Raw genomic sequence first — 19,922 nt, 5'->3', positions numbered from 1 at the left:
CTAAAACAACAGTGAAATGTATATATCTAAAGTAAGCCTTGTCAATTATAGAAATTTCGCAAATGCGTATTTTAATTTTAACAAAGGGATTAATACCATTATTGGCGAAAATGGTTCTGGAAAGACAAACGTTTTTAAAGCCATCAGATTGCTTTTGGAAGATGCTTCTCTACAGTTTGCTTATAAACTCACAGAAGGTGATTTTAATAGAACATTAGATAAAGGAAGATGGAAAGGTCATTGGATTATTATCAGTATAGAATTTGATGAACTGAATGACGAAGAAGCCATTCAATCATTATTCATACACGGAACTGGAATTGCCGAAGCAGATTATGTAGAAAAAGCTACTTACAATCTTTTTTTTCGCCCCAAAGCAGACATCAGACAAAAACTTTCTGAATTAGGTCCAGGCGATAAAGCCGGATTACAAGCTATACTAGATGATATTAACATTTTAGATAACTATGAAACGTTTTTTACGGGGAAAAGCACCGCAGATTTTAACAACCCTGAAGTGTATAAAGAACTTGTAGGGGATTTTGAAAATGTCGTTTTTCCTTCTGTTATCGATGCATCAAAATTTGGTTCCAAAATCCCTCATCAGTTATCTATTGCAAAGGAGGTTTCATTTACTTTTATACAGGCACTAAGAGATGTTGTAAGTGATTTCCATAATAACAGAACAAATCCTTTACTCACCCTTTTAAAATATAAAAGTGGTGAAATAAAAGATGCTGACTACCAACCCATCAGCAATTTAGTAAAAGATTTGAATGAAAGCATTGAAGCACTTCCAGATGTACAGACTATCCGTAAGGATATCAAAACTACAATTCAAGATGCTGTAGGGCTTACCTATTCTCCCTCATCCTTATCAATAAAATCCAGTGTTCCTGATGAAGCGGAAAAACTGCTACAATCCTTGAAATTGTTCATTGGAGAACCAGAAGAAGAATATGAAGGCGGTATCCACGAGTTAAGCCTAGGTGGTGCTAATCTTATTTTCCTGACCTTAAAACTTTTGGAATTTAAATATCGAAAACAAAAAGATACTTTCGCAAATTTCTTAATTATAGAAGAACCAGAGGCTCATATCCATAATCACATTCAAAAAACATTGTTCGACAAATTAGATTATGGTGATACTCAAATCATATATTCAACCCATTCTACCCAAATATCTGAAGTCAGTAATGTAGATAACATAAACATCTTAGCAAAAAAATTAAATTATGCAGAGGTTTATCAGCCTTCTACAGGCTTAGGTACAGAAAACATCAATCAGGTACAACGTTACTTGGATGCTGTAAGAACCAATTTGCTGTTTGCTAAAGGTGTGATTTTGGTGGAAGGCGATGCCGAAGAAATTCTGATACCAATTATGGTGAAGAAAGTTTTTGGAATAAGCTTGGACGAGTTGGGTATAAGTTTGATAAACATTAGAAGCACAGGGTTTGAAAATGTTGCGCAACTTTTCCATAATGACAGAATACAAAGAAAATGTGCTATCCTTACTGATTTAGATGATGCTATTTGTGATACCACAATTAATGATGTTGATGATAGTGACCGATTAAAAAAGTATAAGAAAAAAGTTGAAGCATCTAAACAAAAAGGTTTAGAACGTAAAGCTAAGTTAGATGCTTTTGAGGCTGGAAATGATTGGTTGAAAGTATTTTATGCTGACTATACTTTTGAAATAGATTTTCTAGCTGAAGGAAATGAAGATGAAATATTAGCAATTATTGATGAAGTTTATACGGACCCACCAACAAGAGAACTTGCTAAAGAAAATATTGAAAGTGATGAGGTAGCTGTATATGGTAAACGTGTACTTACTATGGCAAAACAAGAAGGGAAAGGCTGGTTTGCTATTATGTTAGGGAAACATATTTCTTATAAAACTGAAATTCCAGTTTACATTCTTGATGCTATTCTTTTTGCAAAAGAAACTTATTCTTCAAACATTATTGCTGACATTATCCAGTATAGAATGAACAAGCATTTTGAAGATGATGATACCATAGATTTTACAAGTTGCAATGCGGAACTTTTGAAATATAGAAATGGAACAAATAAATTGGATGACTTAGCTTTTGACTTTGATCTTGTCCTGCCAGATGACCAAATTTTCACCCTAATAGATAAACTGAAGTAATTATGTTTGTTTGCGAAAAAGACAGTATAAATAAAGAACAGGAAGATGCAATTCTTGAAGATAATAGCGTACTTCTTATTGCTTGTCCTGGAAGCGGAAAAACAAGAACCCTTACATTCAAAATTGCTTATGAGTTAAGCAGGTTGAAATCTGACAAGGAATTCGTTATAGCCATAACCTATACTAACAGGGCTTCAGATGAGATAAAGGAGCGTGTTGAGTTATTAGGAGTTGATACGGCACAATTATGGATTGGCACTATCCATTCTTTTTGTATGGAATGGATTTTAAAGCCATATCATTTGTATTCTGAACGATTGAAGAACGGCTTTAAGGTTATCAATTCATATGATACACAAGAACTCTTGACTAACTTGTGTGCTAATTATACAAATCCTAATGTAAGTTTTTATGATTTTCAATATTATGCTACCATAAAAGGAACCTACAAGTTTACCTCAAAAAGTAGCAATCAAAATAACCATATAAAAGCTATTTTACAGGAATATTTTGGGATATTGAAAAACAACAATCAATTGGATTTTGAGCAGATACTTTTTTATGCTTATGAAATATTAAAATCAAAACCAGTTGTAGCAAAAGTTTTATCCAAATTATTTCCTTTCATTCTAATAGATGAGTATCAGGACACTAAAGAAATACAGTATCACATCATATCTAAAATATTAAGTGTAAACAAAGGCAATTCAAAAACACTTATAGTTGGCGACCCAAACCAATCTATTTACGACTCGCTGGGAGGCTATCCAATGCCTAAAGATGAATTAGAAAAATTATTAGGATTTAAATTGACCCCACTAAGCTTAGATAAAAACTATAGGTCATCGTCGGCTATTATCAGTTATTTTGATTATTATAAAACTTTCGAAACTCCAATTGTCGCATTTGGTAATGGAAAAGATTACCCAAGTACAATTACATTCAATTCAGTTGTATCTGTAAATGATTTGATTGAAGAATTAGCTCAGTTAATATTGTTCAATGTAGAATCAGCCGGAATTAGTCCGAACGAAATATGCATCACTGCTCCACAATGGGTACATATTGCAAGCATTACAAGAAAACTTATCATCAGACTTCCTGATTTCAGTTTTGACGGACCAGGAATGGCTCCTTTTTCTCGGGATATTGATAATTTTTGGTTCAAAGTTTCACGAGTTGCATTGACTGAACCTTCTCCATTTATGTACATAAGAAGGTTAAGGTGGAGTAAAGAAATATTAAATGAACTTGATAGTGCAGGAGTTGATGTTTCAAATGTAAGTAGTAAAGAATTTTTAAGAATTTGTAATTCTTTTGAGATAAACGAGACAGACGGTTTAACTTATTTAAAAATTTTCTTTAATCAGATTTGTGAAAAGTTAAAAATTATACTTCCCAATTTTCCCTCGTTAGATGAACATTTCAATTCATTTTTTGCAAGTTCTGAAAGTAGAATTCAAAGACTGATAGATGAAGGAAATCCATATATTGCCGATATTGAAAATTTCAGAAAAGTATTCAGACAACGAGATGGAATTACTGTTTCCACAATACACGGAACTAAAGGCGAAGAATACGATGCAGTTATTGGCTTTGGTTTATTGGACGGTTATGTTCCTCATTTTAATGATAATAATGGTATTATCAATTCAAAAAAACTCTTGTATGTTTTAGCTTCAAGAGCAAGAAAAAATTTACATCTTATTTCTGAAAAATATAGAAATGTTCATCGGTATCACGCACCTGAAGGGAAACCACCAACTTCCCATTTAATCGAATATAATTATGAATACTCTGTAATGGACTACGGCTAACAGCTAGTAAGCAATAGTAGCTCGGCCATAGCAGAAAGTTAGGTGCCAGCATAAAAAGCGCGCCAGATATAAAGACAATTAAAACACTAAAAAAAAATGAAAAAATTATTCTTTGTAACAATTATTACTTTGACAACGATTTCTGCTTTTGCCCAAAGTACATCTGACACACCAACTCAAAATATTTCTACAGATAGTGATGTTGGGTATAGGTTATTCGCAACAAGAAATATGTATACATTTATTAAAATGAATACAAAAAATGGACAAATGTGGCAAGTTCAATGGTCTTCAAAAGGTAATGAGTTTGAAACTCCCCTATCCTTAATAACCCGAGTTACAAAAGAAGATGAAAAGATTGGAAGTTTTTTTCTTTATCCGACAACAAACATATATAATTTCATTTTGCTTGACCAAATTGATGGCCGTGCATGGCAAGTTCAATGGTCAGCTGAGCCCAAAGACAGAATTGTTCTAGCAATAAATTAAAATTTTATTATGTTATCATTAGATTTTAAAACAAGAAAAGAGTTGTCAAAAAATGATATTGGTTTTGTATTTGGAATATTTGGCAAATCCGAAAATAGGTATTAATTTATTCCACAACAGTAGTGCAATTACATTAGTGGTTAAGCTAAAAAACACAATGATAGACATAGAACTTTATAATTCAGCATGCAATAGCGAATCTTAACTTTTCCGCATGCGGGAAAAATATGTAACTGTGAACTTATTAAGTTTTCATATAGTTTTCTAATTCTTTGCGATTCATCTGTCATGACATGTCTATTAAAACTAAGTCATTCTCGTTAGCCAATTCAAACTCTTTTATTTCTTCGTTAAATGAAAATCTGACGGAATTGATTCTTAATTGTATTTGGTCATTTCCTTGACTATTGTTATCGTTATTATCTACCCAGACTTTTGCATCAGCATTAACTAGACTAATAACAATATTGTCGCGATTTGATTCACCTTCATCAATGTCAAATTTAATGGTAACACTGTCAACTTTTATAACTAAGAGCGTTTTTCTATTTCTAAAACCTTCTAAAAGTTTTGATTTAATTTTATCTTTTAAATCTGATTCGATTTTGTTAAGATCATTTTCACTAATAAATGTCATAAATGAATTTGTTTACGTTATTATTCCACGATTGTTTTAGCATTGCCTACAATTTATTTATATGTGTGATTAAACCACATAAAGCCACGCAAATTGGGGTAGAAAAATCTGATAATTATTACATAATATTTATTTCAAATATATCTTTTTTTTATTATAAATCGTTAAAATAATATTATTGGACTTATGAAATTATTATTGAAAAACTATAATACAAAAACCTAAAAAATGGATTCAACTCTTAGCCCCGATAGCAGTGGAAATCCTTTTGTGCCGGAGTTCGGCACAAAAGATTGGAATGGATAGCGGGAAAAAGCTCCTAAAAAATAATATTAAAACCTAAAAAAACAACAGCAATAATCCAATCCAAAAAATAAAATAAAAAATTTCATACAACCAAAAATTACCACAAGCACCCCCGTAATTCCCAAAACCCGATCAAAGACCCAAAACCGCAGCCAAAAACACCCAGCCCCTATGACCGCAGAACCCTTATAAGGAACCCCAAAGCGGCCCCAAAGACATAAGGGGCAAGGACCTAGAAAAGCACCTTATAGGGAATGACCCATCAAAGGTCTCAAACGGATATGGATACCCAAAAGAGCAATGAGAATGAAAATGATAAATTTCAAACTATAGAACCCGAAAAGGAAAATCCGGTAAGGAAGGAATTCGAAATTTGGGAAACTTGATAATGAGCAGCTTCAGGAACATGAACGGCCAAGGAATGAAGCAGCTCATTTATAGCAGGGTCAATAAATACCCCATCAATGAGCCTCCCAAAACGACAAAAGCACTGTTTATTTTCCTGTATCCAAATGCAATAATTATACTTAAAACGGCTATCAAAATGGTCCGCCAATCTGTAATGACCTCTTTTGCCATATCAAGGCAAACAGCTGTAATTATGGCAACTGATGCTGCGTTTACAGCGTCAAGAAATGTAGAAAAAAGTTTTGAATTCCGCATTTTCTTTACCATTGGGTTAAGTAACGCCACAAAAATGAATGAAGGCAAAAAAATGGCCACTGTCGAGACAATGGCCCCTGCCAGACCACTAATCTGATAACCGATAAAAGTTACCGAAGAAAAAACAGGCCCCGGGGTGAACTGCCCCACGGCAATGGCATCTATTAGCTGCTGTCTTGTCAAAAGTCCCGTTGAAACCAATTCTGTATCAAGGAAAGCAAACAAAACATAACCGCTTCCGTAAAGTATAGCACCGATTTTCAGAAAAATCCAAAACAGCTTTGCACTGGTTGCAGAAACTATTGTAGTGTTTGTGATCTGCAATAAGGTTACCGGCAGCAGACTGTTACTGTTACTATGCTTACTGCCTTTTAAATATGCCAGAAGCAAAGCCGAAAAACCGGCTCCAAACATCAGATAAATCTCGCTGATGCCAAGCACCGAACAAACCAAGACAAGCAGTCCGATCATGATAAGTTCTGGTGATTTCAAGGATTTCTTTGCCAAAGGGAAAATGGCGCTCAATATAATGGCAATAATGGCTGGCTTTATTCCGTAAACAAAGGGCTGCACTGCGGGTATTTGTCCATACTGCTTATAGAGCCAGGCCAAAACACCTGTCAGGAAAACAGCCGGCAGGATAAAACAAAGACCAGCTGTAATTAAACCTTTCCAGCCGCCTTTTTCGTGTCCGATATGGATTGCCATTTCCGTGCTGTTGGGCCCCGGGATTAGGTTTGTGGCGCCAATGAGGTCCAGAAAATGCTCTTGGGACAGCCATTTTCTTTTTCTTACCACTTCATCCTGCATCATGGCAATATGAGCGGCTGGCCCGCCAAAACCGATAATGCCAAGTTTGAGAAAAACTTTGGCGATATGTTTTAAATCCGCTTTATGCTCCATTTCTGCTCAAAGTTTTATCCACTGACCAAAAGCCGCAGCCTTTAATGAGTAAAAAAATACTTCCCAGGAGCATGGCCCAGTCGGTTCTGCTCCCGTGCACCATTTCCCAAAAAACCTTTTCGGCAAAAACTTCCGATTTCGTTGTAGCAATTGCCACTACCATTATGATGATAAGCGGAATGCTTGCAAGTCTTGTCAAAAGCCCCAAGAGAATAAGAAGTCCGCAAATAATTTCAAAACTGCCAACAAAACTTCCCAAAAATTCAGGGAACGGCAAGCCAATTTTCTCAAACCGTCCTGAGCCAAGTTTGTCGGCAAATAAAAATTTCTGTATTCCTTCGCAAAGAAATACCGCTCCAATCATAAGCCTGATTAAGATTGTCGTTTTTGAATTATCTGTACTGAATATCAGCTCTTTCATTTTTTGCTTGTCGGTTTAATGTCTGCACGCTGCCTGTCACAGGGTCGCATAACTTATTTATGTGTTATAAAACCAAAATTGGCCACGCAAATTGGGGCAGCTATAGTGATAATTATGACACATTATTTAATTTCAAATATATCTTTTTTTTATTATAAATTATCAAAACATAGTATTGGGCTTATCAAATTATTATTGAAAAACTAAAAGCAAAAACATAAAAAGTGGTTCGACTCTTAGCCCCGATAGCAGTGAAAATCCTTTTGTGCCGGGGTTCGGCACAAAAGATTGCTTCGCCAGTTCGCTAGCGCTCGGGTGGAACGGATAGCGGGAAAAAGCTCCTAAAAAATATCAAAGAGATAAAAAGCTATACCTATCCTTTTAAATTTGACAAGGCACAAACCACAAAGGACAATCCCAAACCAGCACAACCATACCGCCCAACCTGCCCCTGCCACCCCTTAAAAGAAAAACAACAGCAATAATTCAATTCAAAAAATAAAACAAAAAATTCCCATACAACCAAAAATTACGATCATGACCACTGTAATTCCCAAAACCAAACCAAGCCCCAAAAACCACAGCCAAAAACACCCAGCCCCTATGACAGCAGAACCCTTAAAAAGGAACCCTTAAAAAGGAACCCAAAAGCGGCCCCAAAGACATAACGGGCAAGGACATAGAGAAGGACCTAATAGAGAATGACCCTTTAAAGGGTTTTGAAAGGGATATGGAAACCCAAAACAGCGATGAGGATAAAAATGACAAATTTCAAACACTAGCGCCCGAAAAGGACAATCCGGTTAAAAGGGAATTCGAAATTGGGCAGCTTGGCCAACAGGAGCTTCAGGAAGATGAAAGCACCAAGGATGAAACGGGTGGTGCACCGGGCAATACTAAACCTTCCCCGCGAAAATTTTAATGCCCAAAAATAGTGTCTAACTTTTTGGGGGCAGTTCATCAATGAACGTTTTTTTTTATAGCATATAGGGATCAATCTACCGCATGGGTGGAGATTATTTGGCAAGACCCGAAAGGCCCTGCCTTGCTTTGGCTTATGGACACGGGCTACCATTACCCTGAAATACAAAAAAAGCACAGAGGGTCTCGGATAAAAAGTAAAAGGAAAGCAATTGAGCCAGTTATGGATAACAGCAACAGGTAAGAAAAGCAGTAAGCACTGGGGTGAATTCCAAAAGCTGATCCTATAATGCCGGGTAATATGTTTTTATTTTTCAATCGAATTTTGAATATCATTAAAAATCCTTTGCAACACACTCCTCTTATTTGTGTAGTATTCCACTTCACCGGCCATATTATAAGAGAAATCAATTGTTTTATCATGGTTGGTTTTTAAACCTCTGGGTAGCATTATATCAATCAGATATATCGAGTCATGATAAACTTTTGATTTATTGCGGACAGTACCGGTAAGCTCACCATACTCTTCATATGGAAAATCTTTCAATTTAATATACACGGTATCTTTAACTTTAATTTTACCATAGCCGTTGGCAGACATTATTCCTTTTGCATACAAATTAGCAGCCTTAGGAAGAAGAATAAACAGCGGTGTTTCCTTCTTTACATACTGTGTAGAATTAAGAAAGGGCTGGTAAAATTCAATTTTCCCCGATACAGTTGCTTTTACAGCATAGGTATGCTCCCAAAAATCTATGGCCGTTTTCAATTCAAAAAAGGCTTTTTTGAGTCCAAATATTACAGTAGCCACGTCACGCTCCTTTTCCTTCTGCAGCAGTAATATATCGTCTTTTAGTTCTTTGTTATAGTGTATAAGTTCCTGCCCTTTTTTAACAATGGAGAGTTCTTTCTCCTTAGAGTCTAAGATATTGAATTTAGACTGATCTATTTTCTCCCTTACAATGGCATTCATAGCATATAGAGAAGAATCAATTTCAAACGAACTCTGAATCATACTATTTTTCTTATCATAGATTTTTCTCTCTAAGTACGCCGTTTTTAATTTTTCATTATTTCGCCCTATTTTACCAGCTATATTTTCAATCTTTTGGCTTGAAATATCAATTTTGAGAACACTGTTGCATTCTGTTAAAGCGAGAAGAAAATTATAATAATACTTCTCGATTTCACCCAGTTTTAATCCTTTCTCAAATTTAAAATTATAGATGTTCCGCTCCATATTATTAACATCAATCTGTTCGAGCTGCTTTTTTAATTTTATCAGGTCATTATAGTTAGTCGGGTTTTTAATAAGCGCCAAAAGCTGCCCGTTTTCCACTGTGGTATTTTCTTTAACCAGAATATCAATTTCTCCATTGCTCGGGGCATAAATATTATTTATTTGCGACTCGGTTACAATATAGGCACTTCCGATAATTTTTTCCGGATATTTTATAATCGCTGCAATGCTAACAGCAAGTATTATAAAAGAGATTATAAATATCAGGACGTTTCTATAGCTCTTTACATTGCTGACCAAAGATATTTCCTGAAGTTCTTCGGAAGCATATTTAGTACTCTTACTGCTCATTATCTTTAGGTATTTGATCTTCAAAAAGTTTATAAAAGAATTTTTTATTTTTAACTAACTGCTCAAAAGAGCCGATCTCCACGACAGTTCCATTACTAATCACAACAATCTGATCTGCACATTTTATCGTTGATAACTTATGGGCAACAAGCAGGATGGTCTGGTTTTTCATACTGTTAACAAAAATGTCTAATATTCGGTTCTCGCTTATGGAGTCAATTGCATTGGTTGCCTCATCCAAAATTAAAAGTTTTGGCCTCTTATACATCGCTCTGGCCAGCAGCAGGCGCTGTTTCTGGCCATGGCTAAGCCCTTTTCCCCCTTCATTAAGTTCTGTATGAAGCGCCTGAGGAAGCTTATAAAGCTCATTTCTGAGATTTACCCAAGTCAGCACTTTTTCTACCAGTTCTATATTGAAGTCCTTCTCTTCTGATAATACGATATTGTTCAGAACTGAATCTTTATATAGTGTGCTCTCCTGAAAAATGGCGCCCGTTTTTTTTCTCAGAAAATCATTATCAAAACTTCTTAGATTATTTTTTCCAATATAAATCTGCCCTTGGTATTCTTGGTATATTTTAGTAATTAATTTTAAAATGGTGCTTTTTCCGCACCCGCTGACACCCACAAATGCAGTTATTTTATTCTCAGGAATAGAAAAAGAAACATTGTTCAAAACAGGTTTATCAGAACCTGGATACCTGTAAGATACATTCTTAAAAACAATATCGTTATTATTTGCATCAAAGCTGTTGATTAAGGATTCCGATTTTATTTGTTCATCGGGCATATTATTAATTTCATTTACTCTTGTGAAACTTATAAATGCAGACTGAGCCGTTTTAATAAAATTTATAAGCTCCATAACCGGCGAGCCTAACTGTCCGATTATAAACTGAATTGATATAAGTGTTCCAAGGGTAAGATCTCCCTGAATCACTAAATAAGCTCCGTAAAAAGTTAAACTGATGTCTTTTATACCATTGATAAAATCCGCTCCTAATTGCTGGAGCCTGTCAATATTAAGCAGTTTTATTTCTGACCTGTATATTTGGCTTTGTACTTTCTCCCATTTCCATCTTTTTGTTAATGAATAATTATTGAGCTTGATATCTTCAAAGTTTCGTAGAATTTCAATCCATGAACTCTGGTTCTGTCCCTGAAGCTGATAATATTTTAAATCCATTTTTTTTCGTACTCCGTAAAAAATCATAATCCACCCTATATATAGCACTGTGGCTGATAAAAAAAGAAAAAAAAGTGCATGATCAAATGTAAAAAGAATCACACTGTATATGCTAAGTATTATCAGGGACATTATAACAGAAATAGCTGAATTTGAAACAAACTGCTGTATTCTTTCCTGATCCTTAGAGCGCTGGATAATGTCTCCCATAAGCATGCCTTCTATAAAATTCACGGAAAGGGAAAATACCTTAATTAAATAGTCTGTTATAATTGAAATTTTAATACGGCTTGCAATGTGAAGTGAAATCGAGGCTCTGATCCATTCACCCACACTTCTGAAAACAAGTAGCGAAACATTTGCTGCCAGTACAATTGTTATAAAATTAAAATCGTTTCCTGCAATTCCTACATCAATTATAGATCTTGTAATAAAGGGCAGAGATGCATAAACCAGAGCAATTATAATCATTACCAATAGCAGCTGTAGCAGATTTTTCCTATACGGGGACAGATGTCTTATTAAAAATTCTAAGGCAGCTAAATAATTTGATTTATTATTTTTATGTTCAGCAAATTTTTCGGCAGGTTCGATCAAAATTACTTTTCCCGTCTCTGGGCCATCAAACCATCTGCTTGTAAAATCTGCTTTGTTGTACTGCTGTAATCCGGCCGCGGGATCCGAAACATAATATAAATCATTCCTTATTTGATACAAAACCAGGTAATGATTTTTATTCCAGTAAAGTATTACCGGTTTTTTAACAGTTTTGAGATTCTCCAATGATAGATCATGTGCAGAAACCCTAAAACCTAAATTTTCAGCAGCTTCACAAAGTTCATAAATTGACAGGCCCTTTTCATTGAGTTTTTTGCTGTAGGGATTAATATCAATAATTTTACTGTAATGTTTTGCAATAATTTTTAGACAGGTCGGTCCGCAGCTAAATTGATTATGTTGGGGGTAATGAGGAAAATTATCTATCATTTAATACAATCTTTTTAATTACAAAGGGAAGGTATGCCACAAAACGGCTGTCGATAAGATTTACAGATAAAACCCTGAAGAGAACTTCTTTAAATAAACTGATTTTTTTGTACTCCAGCGTATTTTTTTCCAAAAGATAAGTTTTAAACGCGGGAATAGTTTCTATGCCCGGAGTGTGGGGAATGCTTTTTAATAGCGCCAAAAAATCCTTATCAAAGGAACACTTTGATTTATAAGTTTTACAAAGCACAGTTTTTTGCTCTAAAAACATCGAATTGAATTTATCCAAAACAATGTTTTTATTTTGAAGAAGTTTTAAGGTTGTAGATACTGTCCCGTCATCATAGCTTAAAACAAGCCATGACTCCATGAGATAGTCTAAAAACAAGACAAATTCTTGATTATTATTTGCAAACCACAATAATTTAATCTGTTTCATTAACTGGATAGAAAAATCAAGCTGAAAAGAAGGATTTAGAAGATTCTGATTGTTTTCAATGGTAAACCAAGATGTTTTGTAAAACAAAGGAGCGATAAAATTGTAAAGATCATCACCGGAGAATTTAAACCGCGTATCAAACTGGAAAGGAAATAATAATCTTGATATGCCGGTTTTATTGTGCACCAGAAAATTTAGACGATCAATTAAATAATCATTAATAAACTCTTTATCTGCATCAATGACCATATATATGTTTGGTTCCCTTTTATTTGTCTCAACAGCATTTGAGGAAAAAAAATAGTATTTTAAATGGTGTGTTGTTATGCTTTGAATAAATTCACTTAAAATTTTAATTGTATTTTTAATTCTAATAACATCCAGTCTGTTCTCTGTATTGATCTCAATGACCAGGTAGTCATCTGACACATTTGAAAGCGTGTTTCCTTTAGAGTAATACGAAATCAATCCTCCATAAATATTCAATTCTTTTTCTATAACCTGTATCAACGGCTTCTTATCCTTACGGACATGTATTTCATACATTGCATTATTCATCTCATTGAAAAACAAGGGATCCAGCGCCTGGATATGCCTTGCCCTGTACTTGCCGTCCCCGCACCAGCTTCCCGCAAATTTAAGTTTAAGCTCGGTCAACAGATCCAGTGCTGATGCTATCGAAAATGTTAACTCATTTAAATCATGCCCGCCTTTTATATCCATCAGCAGAGAGGTTATTTTTACTCTGATCATGTAAACTTCATGACTTGTCAATAGTCTGCCTCCCTGTTTTTGAAGTTCTGTGGCATGGGACTGAAGATTTGATAAAAAATTTGCAGTATCAAATATAATTTTTCCTTTAGAAATCATATTTATAAAAGCCCCCTTACAGGTAATGTAGTCCACCCACAAGAGTTCCTGGATATTTTGAACGGGGATTATGATGGCTTGAATTTTCAAATTTTTGTAGGACAGAGTTTCATTAAAAACCACAGTTCTGTCTTTGGTAAAAATTAACACATCTATGTCGGAATATTCGTTATATTTGCCGTCCACATAACTTCCTGATAATATGCATGCATAATTATTTTGATAGTATTCATTTAAAAAAATCAAAATAGTATTTCGTATTTTTTTATCTTCTTTTGTTTTAATATTCAAGGTATTATCTATTTTAATAAGTTTTTCAATGTTATTTTATTACTTTTTTTATGTTTTTTCTTAATTTTACAAATTTAGTACAAATAAAATATAAAGCAAGTTAATTTACATCATTGCAATATTAATAGATAATTAAATTTAAATTAACATTTAACTTGCATAATTTAAATTTGAATATTTATATTTGCTGAGCACTTTTTTAACAAGATTTTTATTTTGAAAACAATATAATTACAGCATGTTTTAGTAGCACATTTTGTAAGACATATTTTTTGATTCAATCCAAATTTATATATATTATGAAAAATTTAAAATTTCCAGAAATTTCAAAAGAAATTCAACAGAGTATTTTTGGCGCATGGGGAAGCGGGCAATCTGATGATCAGACTTATTACGGAGGAGAACTCGACGAAGTGATTATTGGACCAGGAAACGGCGGAAGTTCCGGCGGTGACTCGGGCGGCGGCGGATTCGACTGGGGATATGGCAGCGGTAATGACGGATACCAAGGCGGCGGAGATAATTACGGCGGCAGCGGAGGCGGCGGAGGCGGTGATGATCTTCCTTCAGAAAGTGAAATGGAATGGAGTATTAACCAATTTTTCAACCACTACAATAATGGAAACGGCGAAGCAGTTTCTTTAGAAGAAATTGGATTTATAGATGACATAAGAGAAAGTGACGAATACACAGAGATGATGGGAAGAGTAAATGCTCAAATTGAAGCTTCAATTATTTCATACATTCAATCTCATGGCATTCAAACCAATTCAAGCGGACCTGTGCAGTATAACTTCAATAATGCTTACGACTTTACTGGTGATGCTTTTGCCATAGGGGCCGCAACAATTAATGGTAATGCCCAGGGAAGTTTCACTGTTGACAGCGTTGGCGATATTACATGGTCAGCAAATGTAAATATTGATTTTCATGATTCATTTGAAGACCCTTGGGATCTATTTAATAATTTCGAAGGTTCGTGGGATCCTACCGGAACACCGTTCGAAATTGTTGGAAACTGGGATGAAGGCGCGAGCGGTACTATTTACAACTATGAGGCCGGCACCACTCCTGAATATGATTACGGAGGCGGCGGTTCTGGCTACCAGTACGGTTACTAAATTTAACATTCTCAAAAACAAAATAAAACATGAAATTCTTCACTCCTTTAAAAACTGCTGTTTTAATTACTATACTATCTTATCTCATTTTAAATTCGATAGTGATTTTTAATGGAAACCGTTATAAAAAGGAACTTTCGAAATTTGATTTAAACCAAGATGGTTTTTTTACGGAAAATGAAATGTCAGAACAGCAGCAAAAAGCTATGGAAAAAGTTACACATGATACTTCCAAAACTTTTGCTCCTTTTACATTAATTCCTGTAGCTGTATTGTTAGGATATATAACTTATAACGTTCAAAAAAAAAGAACAAAAAATAGTATATAACTGCAAGAGTGTTAAATCCAGATTCGAAATTAACAATTAAGATATCTACTGCAGCAGTAAGCAAATTAACAGCTGTTTAAATGTCTTGACATTATTAAAGGCAGGAATCAAAGAAAATTCCTGCCTTTTTCTCTTAAAACATAATGAATTATAAAATAATTTTTATCAGTATCTTTTTTTGTTCTCAAATATTATATCCACAGCGTACCCACAAGGTAAACGATTTTATAAACAATATGTACAGTTCAACTGAAATGTCAAATATTAACAAAAATCAAAGCATAAAAATTAAAGAGAACAGCCTGTTCAATAAAAGTTTTCTTCCAGATATCTCACTTAGTTTTACCCTTCCCGCTTACAACAGGTCTATTTCTGAAATTCTGCAGCCCGATGGGACCTATGCATTTAGAGAATCTAACAATGCTAATTCACGTGTGAATCTGACGGTATCTCAAAAGCTTCCTTTTACAGGCGGCCAGCTTTCAATATCAAATTCTTTTAACCGTCTGGACAATTTTGACCAGGGAGATGTAACCACCTCTTATTCTGCATCATGGCTTGGAGCCAGTTTATCTCAGCCTCTGAACTTTTTCAATGAGATGAAATGGGATAAAAGGATACAGGATGCGAGATACCAAGCTAATGAAATCGAGTATAAAAGAGTACAGATAGAAGTGAAAAAGAAAGCCGTTGAAGAATATTTTCAAATACTTCAGATAAAGAATGAAAAAATTATTAATAATAAGGCTCTACAAACGGCAGACATCTATAAAAAAGTTCTCAAAAAACTCATTAATGCCGGAAGATTAATTGCTTATGATTCCATAGATATCGAATTAAAAGTATTAGACCTTCAGAAAAGATCCCGCTTTTTAAGTAAATCAGAAAGCTTGAAAACCGAGAGCATCAATCATTTTTTTAATTCAAGGATAATTGATGATAATGATTATTTTGAAACCCCGAAACTCCAGCTTGATTTAAAAGACAAACAATATTATATCGATCGCTATTTAGAGCTTTTTGCGGTTATGGAAAACAGCCGTCTGCTGGGACTTGAGAAAAGCGTAAAAAGGCTTGAAAGTAGTAGATTTTACTCTGCTAATGTAACTATAGGCGCAGGATTTAATAATGCATCTAATTATTACTACGACATTTTCCAGAATCCAAATCAGAGCCAGAATTTTTCAATTTCTTTAAGTGTTCCCCTATTGGATTTTGGCAGAAAACGCACTGAACTTGAAATCAGCAGAACTCAGTATGATATTGAAACATCAAACTTAAAACAGGAAAAACTCTTAACTCTTGACCGGATTAACTTTCTATATGAAGAAGTAAAGGATCTTGCTGAATCGCTGGCAATTGAAGAAGATCGGCTGAAACTTCTCACAATAAAATTAAAAAGGATGGAAACGCTCCTGTTTGCTCATAATATTCTGCTCAAAGAATACTCAGAGACTGAAAATGAATATTTCAATACAGTCAGTGAACGTATTGATATTCTAAAAAACTGCTATGAAAAAATTACTGAAATTGAACTTATTACTTTAATAGATATACTTAAAAATGAAAATTAGATTAGCCAAAAAAGAGGACTGCCTTTCAATATTGCCATTATTTAAGGAACTTGATGCCAAACACGCCAGGAACAGTATGGATGTAAAAAAGGAAATTCATCTGGACCGCTATAACCTTCTCTTTACTAATGTATTTAAAGAAGAGAGCAATTTAATATTGAGTGTTGCTGAAGTAAACACTTTAGTGGTAGGCTTCGCTTTGGCTAAAATAACACAGGTTCGGAATAATTTTATTTTTAAAGATTCGGTAATCGGGGAAGTACTGTATGTTGCTGTACATGAAGAGCAAAAGAGAAATGGCATAGGAAGGCAGTTAATGACAGATATGGAGCAGCGATTAATTTCTAAAGGTATCGATAAGTTAGAATTACGTGTCTACAGTTTCAACGATGAGACTCTACCTGAAAAAGTCAATTATAAACCTAAATACACTGTTTATGAAAAATATATGTAAAATAATTTCTCTGCTTGTTCTGTTTCATTTCATCCCAGGAAATTCCCAGGAAATTAAAGTTAATCTAAAAATTAATACTGCAGGCTCTATCAATGTAAGCGAAAATATCAGTGGGATAACACAAAAAGACACACTTCTTCTTCACAAAAATATTCCGCTTATTGGCAGTAATGAGCAGTCATTGAAAGACAAAACAGATTTATTCAGAGGTATTTACCGGCAGTATTTAAAATCTGCCGGCAGACTGGAATATTCCGTAAACCTGCCCACTGCGCATTACGATAATTTCTTTTTAAAGGAATCGGTATTTTTTATTGCCGAGAATTACCTCGCAATGGAAAAAAGTACTTTTAATTCAAAAAAGAAAATTGTTCTCAATATTGCGCTTCCTTCCAGCCTAACGCTCATATACCCTGCGAAAGATGATTTAGAGCAGGATTTTTATACTGCTCCTCCCGTTATTGCGGGGGATTTCAAAGAAGAATTATACAAAGATTACAAAATCTACCAGAGGAAAACCCTTCCTGAAAATCAAAAAAGAAAGTATCAGATTATTGATATTATAGCCAAATCATTTGAAAATTTTCAGCAGATTTTTGAACCAGTAAGTAAAAAACCAAAAATAGTTTTCATGCCATTTGAGGGAAATCTTGCAGGTAAAAATATATATGGAGCGCTAGCCTTAAATGAAAAGTTTCTGAAAAATGATTATTTTAACAAGAGGATATTAATACATGAAATTTTGCATATGTGGTGGGGAGATAATTCAATACGTTTTGAAAACCCGGTTTTAACTGAGGCTTTCACCGAATACTTCACTTTAAAATATCTTATGAAAGAAGCAGATGACAAGTATTTAAACCAGATTATGGCAGCTAAACGCAAGAACATTAATGAAATCAAAAATTATGATTTATCTTTTGCTAAAATAAATGATCAAACTACATACAACACTTACTGCTATGATCTGTTGCCTCTGATGCTTTTGGAAAACGATAAGGCGGAGAATATTTTAATTAATTTTTATAAAAATAAAAAAAGCTCTTTTGTGAATGAAAAAGAGGGAAATGAACTTCTGCAAAAGCTGGGCATTAAAATAAAAAATACATATGAAAAAAAATTGAACTAGCTTCCAAAGCGATAAAATCCTTTTGTGAAGCGCTTGACCGCAAAATATTGCTATTGGAACTTGTTATTATCATTAGTTTTTTTGTGGTATATAATAATAAACTTTCACTACAAGCCCCAACAGGACATCCAAAACAAATTGGTATAGCCATACAAAGACTGGATAGACATGTGGTACACCAATCTCTGCAATTCCTTATATCAACTTGGGTTCAAATTACATTCTCCAAGGACAAATTGGATCTGTTGCAGATCCTAGCCCTGATAGCAGAGGAAATCCTTTTGTGCCGGTGTTCGGCACAAAAGATTGAAACGGATAGCGGGAAAAAGCTCCAAAAAAACAATATCAAACCAAAAAATATACAACAAAAAATTACCACAAGGACCACCGTAATTCCCAAAACCCGATCAAAGCCCCAAAACACACAGCCAAAAACACCCAGTCCCTATGACCCGCAGAACCCTTATAAGGAACCCCAAAGCGGCCCCAAAGACATAACCGGGAAGGGCATAGAAAAGGACCTAATGGATAATGCAACACCGGAGGGGTCTCAAACTGATTCCAAAAACTAAAAATAAAATCGGCATAGTAATTTAATGACTGCCAGTACAGTTGGAACAAAAGCAGAGAAGACAACTTAAAATTTTAAGCCAACACCCCATCACCCCTTGACAGGCCTATACTTTTTAACTAATTTTGCCCCATGACCCCAGAAGAAATAAAACGCTATTTTGAAGCCACTCCCCCTCCACAGCCGGTAGAGTTAAAACCATGGGCGAGAATCACAGATTCCCAGCTTTTCCTTAAAAGCTGTTTTCTCACTATATACCATTATAAAGGAGACCTTGAGATTTGCCCTGCCTGGTGGCATTTAAAAGAGTTCTATACACTTGTAAGACGAGCTTCAAAGGAAACTAAAAGCGAGAATCCAATCGGAGTAAAGCTAAAATAAGCGGTCCTGTCACCTGCCATAGATGTACCGCAGACCTGAATGATTACGGTTATATCAATTATCTTCCAAAGAGAAACAGAATCAGAAGAGCATCATTTATTTCACCCCTTAAGAGTTTACCAAAACTCCCAGTAAAAGACAGCAGAGCTGTATTTATGAGAAACCTGGGTTCTTTATCTCACGAGCACATATTTTTTTACCGCAAAAAGTTTAGGTGTTTTTTAAAGGTATTTCACCGCTTTAAGTTTTGCGGCAGAATCGCGGCACATGGGTATATTGAAAAACACAAATACAACAAAATAAAGGTCTACCAAGTTTAGGTTCGAAACTATTATACATTAATAGATGCTTCAGATCTACCCTTAGATCCACAAGAGTATCCTAGTGGTTAATCTCAAATATTACCGTTTATAATTGTTTCTCCAAAATCCAACTTTATCCGACAAAATAGACCTTTAAGTAACCAAATGCGCTGAAAAAATAAAAATACTTATCCTTCTTCTGCCTGCTTTATCATTTCCATTACAGCATCAAGTGCAAGAAGTGTTTTAAGCCTGGTGCCGCAGCTAAGGTATACCCAAGTCCCCTTTGACTGATCATCTGGAAAGATACAGGTTATCTGCGATATGTTAACGGTATACTGGGTAAGGTCATCTGTTCTGAACTGGATTGTTTTCATTC

General features: G+C 34.7%; 17 protein-coding genes and 1 pseudogene. 11 read left to right on the top strand and 7 right to left on the bottom strand.

The window, feature by feature from the left end; genetic code table 11:
- Nucleotides 1-16 precede the first annotated feature (16 nt).
- From NLG42_RS14140 to NLG42_RS14130, 3 genes are all read left to right on the top strand, one after another.
- A complete protein-coding gene (locus NLG42_RS14140; RefSeq protein ID WP_257681334.1) occupies nucleotides 17-2,161 on the top strand; it encodes an AAA family ATPase in 2,145 nt (714 codons plus the stop codon).
- A gap of 2 nt (nucleotides 2,162-2,163) precedes the next feature.
- Complete coding sequence (locus NLG42_RS14135) at nucleotides 2,164-3,978, top strand: UvrD-helicase domain-containing protein (RefSeq protein WP_257681333.1); 1,815 nt, start codon at nucleotides 2,164-2,166, stop codon at nucleotides 3,976-3,978.
- Nucleotides 3,979-4,074: 96 nt separating this feature from the next.
- Nucleotides 4,075-4,467, top strand: a complete 393-nt coding sequence (locus NLG42_RS14130; protein WP_257681332.1) for a hypothetical protein — start codon at nucleotides 4,075-4,077, stop codon at nucleotides 4,465-4,467.
- A gap of 286 nt (nucleotides 4,468-4,753) precedes the next feature.
- Here NLG42_RS14130 and NLG42_RS14125 read toward each other — a convergent pair whose 3' ends face one another.
- From NLG42_RS14125 to NLG42_RS14115, 3 genes are all read right to left on the bottom strand, one after another.
- Nucleotides 4,754-5,104, bottom strand: a complete 351-nt coding sequence (locus NLG42_RS14125) for a hypothetical protein (protein WP_257681331.1) — start codon at nucleotides 5,102-5,104, stop codon at nucleotides 4,754-4,756.
- A gap of 741 nt (nucleotides 5,105-5,845) precedes the next feature.
- Nucleotides 5,846-6,976, bottom strand: coding sequence for a chromate efflux transporter (gene chrA / locus NLG42_RS14120; protein WP_257681330.1), 1,131 nt, complete (start codon nucleotides 6,974-6,976; stop codon nucleotides 5,846-5,848).
- Nucleotides 6,966-7,397 (bottom strand): DoxX family protein, encoded by a 432-nt coding sequence (locus NLG42_RS14115; protein WP_257681329.1) that lies wholly within the window; start codon nucleotides 7,395-7,397, stop codon nucleotides 6,966-6,968. The genes chrA and NLG42_RS14115 overlap by 11 nt, the downstream gene beginning before the upstream one ends.
- 730 nt (nucleotides 7,398-8,127) lie before the next feature.
- Between NLG42_RS14115 and NLG42_RS14110 the strand changes: the two genes are divergently transcribed.
- Nucleotides 8,128-8,319: a hypothetical protein gene (locus tag NLG42_RS14110; protein WP_257681328.1), complete on the top strand. Its 192-nt coding sequence runs from the start codon at nucleotides 8,128-8,130 to the stop codon at nucleotides 8,317-8,319.
- A gap of 306 nt (nucleotides 8,320-8,625) precedes the next feature.
- Here the strand turns inward: NLG42_RS14110 and NLG42_RS14105 are convergent, their stop codons facing one another.
- The 4 genes and pseudogenes from NLG42_RS14105 to NLG42_RS24510 all read right to left on the bottom strand — a co-directional run.
- Nucleotides 8,626-9,909, bottom strand: coding sequence for an HlyD family secretion protein (locus NLG42_RS14105; protein WP_257681327.1), 1,284 nt, complete (start codon nucleotides 9,907-9,909; stop codon nucleotides 8,626-8,628).
- Nucleotides 9,899-12,082, bottom strand: coding sequence for a peptidase domain-containing ABC transporter (locus NLG42_RS14100; protein ID WP_257681326.1), 2,184 nt, complete (start codon nucleotides 12,080-12,082; stop codon nucleotides 9,899-9,901). Before NLG42_RS14100 ends, NLG42_RS14105 begins: the two co-directional genes overlap by 11 nt.
- Nucleotides 12,072-13,481, bottom strand: coding sequence for a hypothetical protein (locus NLG42_RS14095; RefSeq protein WP_257681325.1), 1,410 nt, complete (start codon nucleotides 13,479-13,481; stop codon nucleotides 12,072-12,074). The genes NLG42_RS14100 and NLG42_RS14095 overlap by 11 nt, the downstream gene beginning before the upstream one ends.
- 33 nt (nucleotides 13,482-13,514) lie before the next feature.
- Nucleotides 13,515-13,637: pseudogene (locus NLG42_RS24510) on the bottom strand (nucleotidyltransferase domain-containing protein); the annotation flags it as partial.
- Nucleotides 13,638-13,981: 344 nt separating this feature from the next.
- On the opposite strand from NLG42_RS24510, the gene NLG42_RS14090 reads away from it, so the two are divergent.
- From NLG42_RS14090 to NLG42_RS14060, 7 genes are all read left to right on the top strand, one after another.
- Nucleotides 13,982-14,803, top strand: coding sequence for a hypothetical protein (locus tag NLG42_RS14090; RefSeq protein ID WP_257681324.1), 822 nt, complete (start codon nucleotides 13,982-13,984; stop codon nucleotides 14,801-14,803).
- Between the two features lie 29 nt (nucleotides 14,804-14,832).
- Complete coding sequence (locus tag NLG42_RS14085) at nucleotides 14,833-15,132, top strand: hypothetical protein (protein WP_219071365.1); 300 nt, start codon at nucleotides 14,833-14,835, stop codon at nucleotides 15,130-15,132.
- 143 nt (nucleotides 15,133-15,275) lie between these two features.
- Nucleotides 15,276-16,706, top strand: a complete 1,431-nt coding sequence (locus NLG42_RS14080) for a TolC family protein (protein ID WP_219071364.1) — start codon at nucleotides 15,276-15,278, stop codon at nucleotides 16,704-16,706.
- On the top strand, nucleotides 16,696-17,160 hold the full coding sequence (locus NLG42_RS14075; protein ID WP_219071363.1) for a GNAT family N-acetyltransferase: 465 nt from the start codon (nucleotides 16,696-16,698) through the stop codon (nucleotides 17,158-17,160). Before NLG42_RS14080 ends, NLG42_RS14075 begins: the two co-directional genes overlap by 11 nt.
- Nucleotides 17,078-18,289, top strand: a complete 1,212-nt coding sequence (locus NLG42_RS14070) for a gluzincin family metallopeptidase (protein ID WP_219071361.1) — start codon at nucleotides 17,078-17,080, stop codon at nucleotides 18,287-18,289. The genes NLG42_RS14075 and NLG42_RS14070 overlap by 83 nt, the downstream gene beginning before the upstream one ends.
- Before the next feature lie 53 nt (nucleotides 18,290-18,342).
- Nucleotides 18,343-18,861, top strand: coding sequence for a hypothetical protein (locus NLG42_RS14065; RefSeq protein ID WP_219071360.1), 519 nt, complete (start codon nucleotides 18,343-18,345; stop codon nucleotides 18,859-18,861).
- Between the two features lie 131 nt (nucleotides 18,862-18,992).
- Nucleotides 18,993-19,241 carry a DUF6965 family protein gene (locus tag NLG42_RS14060; RefSeq protein WP_219071359.1) on the top strand — a complete coding sequence of 83 codons (249 nt, stop codon included), beginning with the start codon at nucleotides 18,993-18,995 and terminating at the stop codon, nucleotides 19,239-19,241.
- Nucleotides 19,242-19,922 lie beyond the last annotated feature (681 nt).

The organism is Flavobacterium plurextorum, from assembly GCF_024638035.1.
Lineage (GTDB): Bacteria > Bacteroidota > Bacteroidia > Flavobacteriales > Flavobacteriaceae > Flavobacterium > Flavobacterium plurextorum.
This window is presented reverse-complemented; position numbering and strand designations above follow the sequence as displayed.

What these genes read in the sequence shown, in the direction of transcription:
- NLG42_RS14125 (WP_257681331.1), bottom strand. Translation starts at nt 5,104, where the DNA reads ATGACATTTATTAGTGAAAATGATCTTAACAAAATCGAATCAGATTTA.
- chrA (WP_257681330.1), bottom strand. Translation starts at nt 6,976, where the DNA reads ATGGAGCATAAAGCGGATTTAAAACATATCGCCAAAGTTTTTCTCAAA.
- NLG42_RS14110 (WP_257681328.1), top strand. Translation starts at nt 8,128, where the DNA reads ATGGAAACCCAAAACAGCGATGAGGATAAAAATGACAAATTTCAAACA.
- NLG42_RS14100 (WP_257681326.1), bottom strand. Translation starts at nt 12,082, where the DNA reads ATGATAGATAATTTTCCTCATTACCCCCAACATAATCAATTTAGCTGC.
- NLG42_RS14075 (WP_219071363.1), top strand. Translation starts at nt 16,696, where the DNA reads ATGAAAATTAGATTAGCCAAAAAAGAGGACTGCCTTTCAATATTGCCA.
- NLG42_RS14085 (WP_219071365.1), top strand. Translation starts at nt 14,833, where the DNA reads ATGAAATTCTTCACTCCTTTAAAAACTGCTGTTTTAATTACTATACTA.
- NLG42_RS14135 (WP_257681333.1), top strand. Translation starts at nt 2,164, where the DNA reads ATGTTTGTTTGCGAAAAAGACAGTATAAATAAAGAACAGGAAGATGCA.
- NLG42_RS14090 (WP_257681324.1), top strand. Translation starts at nt 13,982, where the DNA reads ATGAAAAATTTAAAATTTCCAGAAATTTCAAAAGAAATTCAACAGAGT.
- NLG42_RS14105 (WP_257681327.1), bottom strand. Translation starts at nt 9,909, where the DNA reads ATGAGCAGTAAGAGTACTAAATATGCTTCCGAAGAACTTCAGGAAATA.
- NLG42_RS14080 (WP_219071364.1), top strand. Translation starts at nt 15,276, where the DNA reads ATGAATTATAAAATAATTTTTATCAGTATCTTTTTTTGTTCTCAAATA.
- NLG42_RS14140 (WP_257681334.1), top strand. Translation starts at nt 17, where the DNA reads ATGTATATATCTAAAGTAAGCCTTGTCAATTATAGAAATTTCGCAAAT.
- NLG42_RS14130 (WP_257681332.1), top strand. Translation starts at nt 4,075, where the DNA reads ATGAAAAAATTATTCTTTGTAACAATTATTACTTTGACAACGATTTCT.
- NLG42_RS14060 (WP_219071359.1), top strand. Translation starts at nt 18,993, where the DNA reads ATGACCCCAGAAGAAATAAAACGCTATTTTGAAGCCACTCCCCCTCCA.
- NLG42_RS14115 (WP_257681329.1), bottom strand. Translation starts at nt 7,397, where the DNA reads ATGAAAGAGCTGATATTCAGTACAGATAATTCAAAAACGACAATCTTA.